Origin of the sequence: Bacillus sp. 491mf, assembly GCF_900112415.1 — a bacterium.
In the GTDB taxonomy this organism is placed as follows: domain Bacteria; phylum Bacillota; class Bacilli; order Bacillales; family Bacillaceae_G; genus Bacillus_A.
Map to the genome: position 1 here is coordinate 67022 of NZ_FOLV01000014.1, position 12201 is coordinate 79222.

11 protein-coding genes are annotated in these 12201 nt (G+C 35.8%); 8 read left to right on the forward strand and 3 right to left on the reverse strand.

Annotated features, from left to right (window positions below; all coding sequences use genetic code 11):
* The first annotated feature begins 95 nt into the window (after positions 1 to 95).
* Positions 96 to 1025, forward strand: a complete 930-nt coding sequence (gene alsR / locus BM211_RS14625) for an acetoin biosynthesis transcriptional regulator AlsR (RefSeq protein ID WP_090998220.1) — start codon at positions 96 to 98, stop codon at positions 1023 to 1025.
* 135 nt (positions 1026 to 1160) lie between these two features.
* Complete coding sequence (locus tag BM211_RS14635; RefSeq protein ID WP_090998223.1) at positions 1161 to 3059, forward strand: FtsX-like permease family protein; 1899 nt, start codon at positions 1161 to 1163, stop codon at positions 3057 to 3059.
* Between the two features lie 118 nt (positions 3060 to 3177).
* Here BM211_RS14635 and BM211_RS14640 read toward each other — a convergent pair whose 3' ends face one another.
* Positions 3178 to 4086, reverse strand: coding sequence for an EamA family transporter (locus BM211_RS14640; RefSeq protein WP_090998225.1), 909 nt, complete (start codon positions 4084 to 4086; stop codon positions 3178 to 3180).
* Between the two features lie 566 nt (positions 4087 to 4652).
* Between BM211_RS14640 and BM211_RS14645 the strand changes: the two genes are divergently transcribed.
* Together BM211_RS14645 and BM211_RS14650 are read left to right on the forward strand one after the other, a co-directional pair.
* On the forward strand, positions 4653 to 5360 hold the full coding sequence (locus BM211_RS14645) for a cytochrome c biogenesis CcdA family protein (RefSeq protein WP_090998227.1): 708 nt from the start codon (positions 4653 to 4655) through the stop codon (positions 5358 to 5360).
* Positions 5361 to 5452: 92 nt separating this feature from the next.
* Positions 5453 to 5959 (forward strand): CcdC family protein, encoded by a 507-nt coding sequence (locus BM211_RS14650; RefSeq protein WP_090998230.1) that lies wholly within the window; start codon positions 5453 to 5455, stop codon positions 5957 to 5959.
* A gap of 26 nt (positions 5960 to 5985) precedes the next feature.
* Here the strand turns inward: BM211_RS14650 and BM211_RS14655 are convergent, their stop codons facing one another.
* Both BM211_RS14655 and BM211_RS14660 read right to left on the reverse strand, forming a co-directional pair.
* Positions 5986 to 6417: a DUF2621 domain-containing protein gene (locus tag BM211_RS14655; RefSeq protein ID WP_090998233.1), complete on the reverse strand. Its 432-nt coding sequence runs from the start codon at positions 6415 to 6417 to the stop codon at positions 5986 to 5988.
* Positions 6418 to 6718: 301 nt separating this feature from the next.
* A complete protein-coding gene (locus BM211_RS14660) occupies positions 6719 to 7018 on the reverse strand; it encodes a hypothetical protein (RefSeq protein ID WP_090998235.1) in 300 nt (99 codons plus the stop codon).
* Positions 7019 to 7275: 257 nt separating this feature from the next.
* Here BM211_RS14660 and BM211_RS14665 point away from each other — a divergent pair, with 257 nt between their 5' ends.
* The 4 genes from BM211_RS14665 (at position 7276) to hutU (ending at position 12190) form a co-directional block, all read left to right on the forward strand.
* On the forward strand, positions 7276 to 7968 hold the full coding sequence (locus BM211_RS14665) for an aspartate/glutamate racemase family protein (protein ID WP_090998237.1): 693 nt from the start codon (positions 7276 to 7278) through the stop codon (positions 7966 to 7968).
* 479 nt (positions 7969 to 8447) lie between these two features.
* Positions 8448 to 8888, forward strand: coding sequence for a hut operon transcriptional regulator HutP (gene hutP, locus BM211_RS14675; RefSeq protein WP_035437001.1), 441 nt, complete (start codon positions 8448 to 8450; stop codon positions 8886 to 8888).
* 109 nt (positions 8889 to 8997) lie between these two features.
* Positions 8998 to 10515 carry a histidine ammonia-lyase gene (hutH, locus tag BM211_RS14680; protein ID WP_090998243.1) on the forward strand — a complete coding sequence of 506 codons (1518 nt, stop codon included), beginning with the start codon at positions 8998 to 9000 and terminating at the stop codon, positions 10513 to 10515.
* Between the two features lie 16 nt (positions 10516 to 10531).
* Positions 10532 to 12190, forward strand: coding sequence for a urocanate hydratase (gene hutU / locus BM211_RS14685; RefSeq protein ID WP_090998246.1), 1659 nt, complete (start codon positions 10532 to 10534; stop codon positions 12188 to 12190).
* Positions 12191 to 12201 lie beyond the last annotated feature (11 nt).

Genomic DNA, 12201 nt, shown 5'->3' on the forward strand with positions numbered 1-12201 from the left:
GATATTACCGTATGAATTCTTTAAAAATATTTGTCTTATATATCATTCTTATGTTATTAATTTATTATATATATTAATAAAAAAGGGTGTACGATATGGAATTACGGCATTTACAATATTTTATTGTTGTAGCAGAAGAGCTTCACTTTGGTAGGGCAGCTGCTCGCTTACAGATGACGCAGCCTCCGCTAAGTCAACAAATTCAACAATTAGAAAAAGAGATGGGAGTAACGTTATTTTCAAGAACGAAACGAAGAGTAGAATTAACAGAAGCAGGGGAATTATTTTTAAAAGAAGTAAAAAAAGCTTTTATACAGATTGATAAGGCAGTTGAAATTGCTCAGAGAGCACAAAGGGGAGAAATTGGAGAGCTGTCTATTGGGTTTGTTGGATCGGCGATGTATGATATTTTGCCGCCAATTGTTCGGGAATATCGAAAAAAATTTCCAGATGTATCTGTTGTATTGCATGAATTGTCTACACCAGAACAAGTAGATGCACTTCATGACAATCGAATTGATGTTGGGATGTTGCGTCCACCTATTACAAGTCAATTATTACAGTTAGAAACAGTGCAACACCTTCCTTGTACACTTTGTTTACCGAAAGCACACCCACTTGCGAATAAACAAGCAATTTATATTGAAGATTTGCAAAACGAATCTTTTGTTTTTATTACTCGAAATGTTTGGCCGACTTTATATGATAATATTCTTTCTTTATGCCGTGATGCAGGGTTTAGTCCGCAAATTGTACAAGAGGCGACAGAATATCAAACGGTTATCGGGCTTGTTGCTGCTGGGATTGGGATAACGGTAATACCAGTGTCTGCAAATAAATTATATCAATCAGAAGTTGTCTACAAAGAAATCCGTGATTCTAAAATTGTTGCAGAATTAGCTGTTGCATACCGAAAGGCGAATATAAATCTAGAATTACAAGAGTTTTTAAGAATAGCGAGAGGCAATGTGATGACACATTTACAAAATGACGAGAAAAATGACAAAACTGTAAGAATGCAATAATGTATGTAAGAAAGTTCGATGTTTTCCTTTTTCTTTTTTTCTTATAGTAAAAAGAGAAGAAAGAATAAGGAGATGACATACTCATGGTGATACCTATTTTGATGAAAGTACAAAAAACGTGGGAGGGAAAAGAAGATGACGTTTTCTCAACTCGCGTTTAAAAATGTTAGTCGCAATATACGCGCGTATGCCGCTTATTTTTTGAGTAGTGCATTTTCAGTTATGATTTTCTTTTTGTATGCTTTATTTATTTATCATCCTGATGTCGATGGAAGTAAAGAGTTTCCAGGAATTATTCGTCAAGGAATGCTTGTTGCGGAATATATTATTTATTTCTTTTCTTTTTTCTTTATTTTTTACTCTGTTAGTTCATTTTTAAAGCTGAGGAATAAAGAGTTTGGGATTTTTGTGATTCATGGTATTACAAGTTGGCAATTAATCCGAGTAATTTTCTTTGAAAATATGATCGTTGGTATAAGTGCTCTCATCAGTGGTATTGGTTTTGGGATTTTATTTGGAAAGTTATTTTTTCTGTTAGCTAGTACAGTAATGGGGTTGAAAAGCTTGCCATTTTATATGCCATGGCAAGCAATGAAATTAACAGTTGCTGTGTTTTTAGCATTGTTTTTCATTGTTGCTTTTACGACAAGTTTATTTGTGAAAAGTAAAAAAGTAATTTCGTTATTAAAAGGAAATAAAAAGCCAAAACCTGAACCGAAAGCATCCATTCTTTTATCAATAGTAGCGGCTATTTTAATAGCGATTGGATATTTTTTATCAATAACAGCGAATCCTGGCATTATTGCGTTTTTATTGATTCCGGTGCCAACCATTGTAATCATTGGCACGTATTTTTTATACTCGCAGCTTAGTGTGTTTATCATAACGTTTTTAAAGAAATCGAAGCCTATCTATTGGAAGAAAACGAATTTATTATCATTTTCTATGTTAGCATATCGCATGAAAGATAATGCACGTATGTTTTTTATGGTAACGATTGTGTCGACAGTTGCTTTTTGTGCCATTGGAACGTTTGCTGCTTTTATAGAAACGCAAAAGAGCGAGTCGATGAACAATATTCCATTTGCATTTAGTTTGATTACATACAATGAACATCAAGGACAGAAAGCGCAATATGAAAAGGAGATTGAAGGCACTTTTCAAAAGGAAAAGGTTACGTATAAAAAAATAAGCGCACAGTTGCAAGTTCAGTCTATTTCCAACGATTCGCAACCAGCTGTAATCATGAGTCAGAATGATTATAATAAGTTTGCCAAGCAGCTTGGTTACGAAACGGTGTCATTAACAGGAAATAAAGCCGTTCGCGTTCCTTCTTTTGGAATGGAAAGTAGTGTTTTAGATTCTTCTAAAGAATCAGATGTAACTTTGCAAGAAAGTGGAAAACAAATTCATGTTTCTTCAATGTTGAAACAGAATATTTTTTCAGGCGGTGTATTTCCTGGGAAGATTTTTGTTGTTTCCAACGAAATGAACCAGCGGATTATGGGTGGTCAAAAAACAGCGAGTTATACAGGATATACAGTAAAGAGTTGGGAGGGAACAACGCAAGTAGCTGAGCGGTTAGAAAAGCAACTGAATCAAAAAGGGCAGTATGAATTTTCATCACGTGTGATCACTTATAATAAGATTAAAGAATTGACAAGTATGATGCTATTTATCGGGTTGTTTGTCGGAGTTATTTTTTATTTATCTGCCGTAAGCTTTTTATATTTCCGCTTATTTACCGACTTAGAAACGGATAAACAATATTATCAATCGCTTTTGAAACTCGGTATGGATGAAGGGGAAATGAAACAAATAATAACAGTGCAAATGGGTGCGTTATTTTTCATTCCGATTGTTATCGCTATTTTGCATACGAGTGTTGCCTTTACAACATTGCAAACATTATTTGTAACACCAATTTTTCGGTCTTCACTGATCGTCATTGGACTATTTTTACTCGTTCATATAGGGTACTTTTTATTATTAAGAAGACGCTATTTTATACAATTGAAAAAACAAATTATGTGATGATATCGCTGCATTTGATTTCAATACAATGAGATTCAACTGAAGTGAATGGCAAAGTATAAGTACTTTGAAAGGTAACAGAAAATGAAAACCGGACTTCTTAGTGAAGTCCGGTTTGTTATGCAGCAACTTTTTTATGTGTATGCTGCCTTGTGTATTGTCCGCGCATTTTATAAGCAATTTGTGGAATAGTAATACCGATAAGAATAAGGGCAACTCCAAGCCATTGTGAAGTCAGTACGGCTTCTCTTAAAAGAAGCACTGACATGATTGTTGTAACTGGAAGTTCAGCAGCACCTAAAATAGTTGCTAAACCAGAACCGATCTTAGGAATACCAATTGTAAAAGTAATAGTTGGAATGACAATACTAAATGTCCCTAATGCTAATCCATATTTCCAAAGTCCACTTGCAAGTGTGCCGTTATATATAAATGTTGGTGGGAAAATAATCATTACTAATGTTAACGCGCCGGCCATAAGTGTTAAACCGCGAGGCAATGATGGAACTTCTACAGCTACTCTTCCGCTCACAAAAATATAAAAGGCAAATGCTATTGCTGATAATAATCCGAAGAAAATTCCTCTTATGTCAATTGCTCCTGCTGATTGTTCAAGTAATCCACTTGAAAGAAATGTTCCAACGAGTAAGAATAGTACAGAAATCAATTTTTCTCTAGAAGGTAATGTTTTCGTTGCAACTGCTTCAATGATAATGCCGATCCATACGAATTGAAACAGCAAAACAATACCGATTGAAGCGGGTACAGTTTGTAATGCACCGTAATAAAAAATACCTGTTAAACTAGCTGATGTTCCTGCAATAAATAAAATAATCATTTGCTTGAATGGTACGCGATGTCTAGAGAATAATAATGTAATCGTAAGTAAAATGAACCATCCGAACAAATATTGACTTCCGATTACTTCTCCAAGCGAAAATCCTTCGCTGTATGCAAATTTAACAAAGATTGCTAAAATACCGTAACTACATGCTCCTAATAAAACGAGTAATGAATAACGAAGCATCTATATCCCTCCGATCTTTTCTATATGGTAATGTGTCCAAAAACGAACAATCATAGCTAGATGGAAGTATACAAAATTAAAAATAGAGGGTCAACTGAAAGAAAAGTGTGACATTTTATAGAATAATAATAAAAGTATGGTATTAATGCATAATGATGAAAAAAGGAGGCAGATTCATTGAGAATATAAGATAACTATGAATATAACTTTCATAGTAAAAAATATTTTCTAATAGTAAATGAAGTGAAATATAAATAAAGTAACTATGTGCATACGAGGTGAAAAAATTTATAAAAAACCTCTTTTTTTAGGTGGGCGAGAGCATCTGGCTATGTATAGGAGCGGTCAGGGCCTTTTTTTGCCACGTGCAAGAGTTAAAACAAATCACTGTCATGTTTTGTTATACATGACAGTGATTTGTATGTTGGGAAGTTAAAAAGGATTTATATGTAAATATGAAGAATAATATTTTAATATATTCATAGTGATAATAGTGTGTTCACGAATTTTTCATGGAATTCGTTGTGAATTTTGTTACAATTAATTGAGAGGAAAGGAGGCATCATATGCAAGATATTAATATATTTTTAGCATTTGGAGCAGGTTTTTTATCGTTTATTTCGCCTTGTTGTTTACCACTTTATCCAGCGTTTTTATCATACATAACAGGAATGTCTATTTCTGATTTGAAGGAAGAGAATGCAATGCTTCGGAAGCGGAGTATGTTGCATACTGCATTTTTCTTAATTGGATTTTCGATCATTTTTATTGCAATCGGTTTTGGAACAAGTTATGTAGGGAAGTTTTTTGTAGATTATCAAAATTTAATTCGTCAATTAGGAGCAATTTTTATCGTTGCTTTTGGTCTCGTTATAACAGGGGTGTTTAAACCAACATTTTTAATGCAAGATCGTAAATTTACATTTAAAAGTAGGCCGAGTGGTTATTTTGGCTCTACTTTAATCGGAATTGCATTTGCTGCTGGGTGGACGCCTTGTACAGGGCCGATTTTAGTATCGGTTATTGCGATTGCGGCAACAAACCCGCAATCGGCGATGTTATATATGATTGCTTACATACTTGGTTTTGCAATTCCATTCTTTATTTTATCATTCTTTATTACGAAGATGACGTGGATTAAAAAACATAGTGCAACGTTCGTTACAATCGGTGGCTATATTATGATTGCAATGGGTGTATTACTATATTTTAATGGCCTTACAAAAATTACAATCTTCTTTTCGGATTTATTTGGTGGATTTAAAGGGTTTTAGTTTTTTTTGTTGAAGAGTTGGAAATACTAACAAAAATACATATAATAATAAAACTATATTTTTGATATTTCCAAAACAAAGGGTGAGTACGAATGAATTTAGCTCTCTTATCAAGTATTATTGCAGTTTGTATGGCTGTTGGAGTCATGTTTATTCGTTTGAAGGCAGCAAAGAAACCAGCAACTTTGAAAAAAATTGTTCTTCCACCAATCTTTATGAGTACAGGAGCTTGTATGTATCTGCTTCCTGAATTTCGCTTAACAACATCAGAAATATTAGAAGCAATTGCTGTAGGATTAATTTTTTCAATCTTTCTTATTAAAACGTCAAAATTTGAAATGCGTGGACAAGAGATTTATTTAATACGTTCTAAAGCGTTTATCTTTATTTTAATTGGTTTACTTGTTGTTCGTATTGCATTTAAATCATATTTAAGTCAGTCGCTTGATGTAGGACAATTAAGTGGAATGTTCTTCTTACTTGCGTTTGCAATGATTGTATCTTGGCGCATTGCAATGTATCGTTCCTTTACGAAATTGCAAAAGGAAATGAAAAAACAGGCAGAGTTTTATGATGAGAAAGATATAAAGTTAACATAAAAAACCTCAAAAATTTTTGAGGTTTTTTATTTTGCTAATAACGATTGATAACGTGAGTAATCAATTTGCTTTTCATTTAATTTTTTTATTAAAAATTTATGATCGCGCTTTGGAGTTGCTACAATGTACCCTTTAATAATTAAATCTTCAGTTATTTTTGATGCTTTTTCTTCTAAAGCTAACTCTCCAATTTTACCGGCAATTTTCGATTTTGCAACATCGCGGAAAAGTTCAGGGACTGGACTGACGAGTTCATCTAATAATTGTTTTTGCTCTTCATCCCATAAGTGCCGCGTTTCATTAATGTAATGCTCTTCCCAATCCAAAATAGACATGCCATCTTCTTTTGGTAATCGTTTTAAGAATTTTCGGAACATGAAATATCCACCAATGGACATAAGTCCTAGTAAAATTACTGTCCATATGACAATAAACCAACTGAACCATCCTTCGAGCAAGTAGAACCCTCCTTTATGATATGTATAAGTTAAAAATCCGACATAAAAACCCCTTACTTTTTGGGGGAGGATGAGAGCATCTGGCCATGCATAGAAGCGGTCAGGGCCTTCTCCTGCCACATACGAAGTTTCAAACAAAGGGAGCAAACAAGTAGCGGTCATGTTGAATTGCTGTATAGCAACGACTTATGTTTTTGGAAATCAAAATGAATATATATAGTAGTTTTCCTTTACTAGTATTATAAGCATTGGGATTGATAGAAATCAAGAACGCTTGGCCAATATGACCAAGCGTTGAAAGTTAAACGAAGTATAATTGTTCAACATATAAAATTTCATTATCATCTTCTAAATATTCAATGATAAGCGTGCCAACTTTGCGATCTTTGTCATCGGTAGTGAAGATAGAGTAAGAAGTAAAGCGTGCTGCTGATAAGCCGCTAATATGTGTAGGAAGGGCAATATATTCGTTGTCTTGAAAGAAAGTCATTAGTTCCATGTCTTCAAACTGCTTGCGATTTTCAACTGTTCCTCCAGTATAATGCTTTTGTAATTGCTTCAATGTGTAGTTCCATGATTGTATTTTTGTGTCGTATACCATTGTTCAAACTCCTTACTGTATGTAATAAAAAGAACGTATGTTCCTTTTTAGTATACTCCTTTTAAAAGAAAAGGAAAAGCAAAAAATAATGTAAGCTTGGACTTCCAAGCTTACATAGCGGAAAAATACGTTCAATTTAGTCTCTGTTTTTTATTATAAGACAGATAGAAAAAGGAAACAAGGTGATAAGTATATTGCCTATAATTTCGAAAATTATATATAATTAACAAGGAAGATTTTTGGTGAGGAGGGAAATTATGAAAAATATTGGACTTATTGGTGGGATGAGCTGGGAATCAACTGTAGAGTATTATCGGGTTATTAACGAAGAAGTAAAAAGAAAATTAGGAGGATTGCATTCAGCAAAATGCATTTTATATAGCGTTGACTTTGAAGAAATTGAACGTTATCAATCAAAGGGTAACTGGAAACAAGCTGGTGAAGTATTAGGTGAAGCTGCATTTTTATTAGAAAAGGCTGGAGCGGATTTCATTGTCATATGCACAAATACGATGCACAAGGTTGTCGATGACATAAAAGAAAAAATCAATATCCCTATTTTACATATTGCCGATGCTACAGCTAATGAAGTCAAAAAGGAAGGAATTAACACAGTAGGTTTACTTGGAACAAAATATACAATGGAGCAAGAATTTTATAAATCTAGATTAGAATTGAACGGCATAAAGGTGATAGTTCCAAATGAAAATGATAGAGAAATTGTAAATAAAGTAATATTTGAAGAATTGTGTTTAGGAAAAGTGTCTCAAAGATCAAGGGATTACTATAAAGAAGTGATTAACCGTTTAGTTTGTAACGGAGCAGAAGGCATTATATTAGGTTGTACAGAAATTGGGTTATTAGTAAAACAAGAGGATTCTACTGTTCCTTTATTTGATACGACTTTCATTCATGCGGTTGAAGCTGTTAATAGATCTTTAGAAGGTTGAGTGAATCCAACGAGAACTATGGAAATATCGTTTGCAGGCTATTTTTTATTTAACAGTTTCAAAAGGAGTGCTACAAAAAAAGAAAAGAATTTGATATAACAACACTTTTAATAAAACATGTCTAAAATAACATAGCAAATAGCATTACAAATAACAGAGTGACAATAGCTATTGTCATCGTGCGAAATAAGGTGTTAATTATAATGTAAATTGCTATGTTAATTTTTAAGTTCGTTAAAAAAAACAGAAAGGAACTTGCACTTGTTTGCTCTTTTTGTTTTAAACGCCGCACGTGGCAAAAAAAGGCCCTAACCGCTTCCATACACGGTCAGATGCTCTCGACCCCTCCTAAAAAAGAGGTTTTTATGTCGGTTTTTAATTTTGATTTATTTTATAATTAACCATTGACGATTTAAGCGTTTTCATATATTCTTAAATTAAGAAATATTTAAACTATTCAAAAGAAAAGAGAGAGTCACATGCTTCTTCATGGAACACAACGAATTGGTCGCATGGCGATGTTGCTTGCACTTGCGGAGGAACACGAGAGTCCCATTTTATCTCTACCTAAAGGATGGAAATATTGTACGGGAAAAGTCGGTTCAATGAATTCGCAAAAAGTTGTTGCCGCAATGGAAACAGCTGCACGTAGTAACCATGTTATTGAAACAGACGTTTACAGAGAAACACATGCGCTTTACCATGCAATTATGGAAGCGTTGTACGGAGTAACGAGAGGACAAATTCAGTTAGCAGACGTTCTTCGTACAGTAGGGCTTCGATTTGCGATTGTGCGCGGCACACCATACGACGGTGAGAAAGAAGGCGAATGGGTTGCTGTTGCATTATATGGTACGATAGGTGCGCCTGTGAAAGGATCAGAGCATGAGGCGATTGGATTAGGTATTAATCACATATAAAAAAACTGCCCATAGTTTATTAGTTAATAGGGGGCCTTACAACTTTTTAGGACATTCGTCTGTCTTAAAAAGGTAAGGTCCCCTTGTGTTGTTTATAAGGAGGAAAATTATGATTACATTAACTGGACATTCATTAACACTGCAAGAAATGAAACGAATAATGTTTGAAGGAGAGCAGGTAACTGCTTGTTCAAATAGTATGCAAAAAGTTACAGAATGCAGGCAAGCAGTAGAACAGATTGTTGAAGAAGGGAAAGTCGTTTACGGCATTACAACAGGTTTTGGGAAATTTAGCGATGTCCTGATTCAAAAAGAAGATGTGAAAGCACTTCAACATAATTTAATCCAATCTCATGCATGTGGTGTTGGTGAGCCGTTTTCTGAAGAAGTGTCACGAGCTATGCTTGTGTTGCGTGCGAACACAATGCTAAAAGGGATTTCTGGGGTTAGACCACTTGTTGTAAACATGCTTCTTGAACTTGTAAATCGTCAAATTCATCCCGTAGTTCCGCAGCAAGGTTCGCTTGGAGCAAGCGGAGATTTAGCACCGCTTTCGCATCTTGCGCTTGCTTTATTAGGAGAAGGGGAAGTGTTTTATAAAGGTGAGCGTATCCATACGATGGTTGCTCTAACAAAAGAAGGATTAGAACCAATTACATTAGAAGCAAAAGAAGGCTTGGCGCTTATTAACGGAACACAAGCAATGACAGCTCAAGGTATTGTTGCCTATTTAGAAGCAGAGGCAATTGCTTATCAAGCGGAATTAATTGCTTCAATGACAATTGAAGGATTACAAGGCATTATTGATGCGTTTGATGAAGATGTTCATCTTGCACGTGGATATAAAGAGCAGGTAGAAGTTGCGAATCGAATTCGTAATGTGCTTCATGATAGCAAACTTGTTACGAAACAAGGAGAACTTCGTGTACAAGATGCGTATTCACTTCGCTGCATCCCGCAAGTACACGGAGCATCTTGGCAAGTATTGAATTACGTGAAAGAAAAATTAGAAATTGAAATGAATGCTGCAACAGATAATCCACTTATTTTTGACGGCGGTCAAAAAGTGATTTCAGGCGGTAATTTCCATGGGCAGCCGATTGCATTTGCGATGGACTTTTTAAAGGTTGGAATGGCAGAACTTGCGAATATTTCTGAACGTCGCATTGAGAGACTTGTTAATCCGCAGTTAAACGATTTACCACCATTTTTAAGTCCAGAACCAGGTCTTCAATCTGGTGCAATGATTATGCAGTATGCAGCGGCAGCACTTGTTTCAGAAAATAAAACGTTAGCTCATCCAGCGAGCGTAGATTCCATTCCATCATCAGCAAATCAAGAAGATCATGTAAGTATGGGAACAATTGCGTCGCGTCATGCACATCAAATTATTCAAAATGTACGCCGTGTATTAGCAATTGAAACGATTTGTGCGATGCAAGCAGCTGAGTACCGCGGTGTTGAACAAATGAGTTCGCAAACGAAAGTATTTTATCATCAAGTTCGTCAAATTGTACCATCGATTACAAACGATCGTATCTTTTCAACCGATATTGAAAACACGGCTCATTGGTTAAAAACAACGAATTGGACAATGGACCGTTTAAATGCAAATACAACACTATAATAAGGGAGAGATTACAATGGAAAACGTAAAACAAACTATTCGTGCGCCAAGAGGTACTGAATTAAATGCAAAAGGTTGGGTACAAGAAGCAGCACTTCGTATGCTTATGAATAATCTTGATCCTGAAGTAGCAGAAAAGCCAGAAGAGCTTGTTGTATACGGTGGTATCGGCCGTGCTGCTCGTAATTGGGATAGCTATCATGCAATTGTAGAATCTCTTAAAAATTTAGAGAGCGATGAAACGTTATTAGTTCAATCTGGGAAACCAGTAGCAATTTTTAAATCTCATGAAGATGCACCGCGCGTTCTTCTAGCAAACTCAAATTTAGTGCCAAAATGGGCAAATTGGGAGCATTTCCGTGAGCTTGATCAAAAAGGCTTAATGATGTATGGCCAAATGACAGCTGGTAGCTGGATTTATATTGGTACACAAGGAATTTTACAAGGAACTTACGAAACATTTGGTGAGGCAGCACGCAGGCATTTTGGCGGTTCATTAAAAGGAACGTTAACAATTACTGCTGGTCTTGGCGGAATGGGCGGAGCGCAGCCGCTTGCTGTTACAATGAACGGCGGGGTTGTCATTGCAATCGACGTTGATAAGCGCAGCATCGATCGCCGCATTGAAAAAAAATACTGTGATATGTATACAGAATCTCTTGAATACGCATTAGCGGTTGCGAAGGAGTATAAAGAAAAGAAAGAGCCGATTTCGATTGGACTATTAGGCAATGCAGCTGAAATTTTGCCAGAGCTTGTAAAACGCGGCATTACACCAGACTTAGTAACAGACCAAACATCTGCTCATGACCCATTAAATGGTTATGTTCCAGTTGGTTATTCATTAGAAGAAGCAGCAGTACTTCGTCAAGAGGATCCAGATCGTTATGTTCAATTATCAAAAGAAAGTATGAAAAAGCATGTGGAAGCAATGCTTGCTATGCAAAAGAACGGTGCAATTGCATTTGATTATGGAAACAATATTCGCCAAGTTGCATATGACGAAGGCTTAAAAAATGCATTCGATTTCCCAGGGTTCGTTCCGGCATTTATTCGTCCATTATTCTGTGAAGGAAAAGGACCATTCCGCTGGGTAGCACTTTCTGGTGATCCAGAAGATATTTATAAAACAGATGAAGTAATTTTACGTGAATTTGCTGATAATGAGCATTTATGTAATTGGATTCGTATGGCACGTGACCAAGTTGAATTCCAAGGACTTCCATCCCGTATTTGTTGGTTAGGATACGGAGAGCGTGCGAAGTTTGGCCGCATTATTAACGAAATGGTAGCAAAAGGTGAATTATCTGCACCGATCGTTATCGGTCGTGACCATTTAGACTGCGGATCTGTTGCTTCGCCAAATCGTGAAACAGAAGCAATGAAAGATGGCAGTGATGCGGTAGCTGACTGGCCAATTTTAAATGCGTTAATTAACAGTGTAAACGGCGCAAGCTGGGTGTCTGTTCACCACGGCGGCGGTGTTGGTATGGGATATTCTCTTCATGCGGGAATGGTAATTGTGGCAGATGGAACAGAGGCGGCGGCAAAACGAATTGAGCGCGTGTTAACTTCTGACCCTGGAATGGGTGTTGTTCGTCACGTTGATGCTGGCTATGATCTTGCAGTGCAAACAGCAAAAGAAAAAGGCGTTAACATTCCGATGATGAAGTAAGGAGGAAAAGC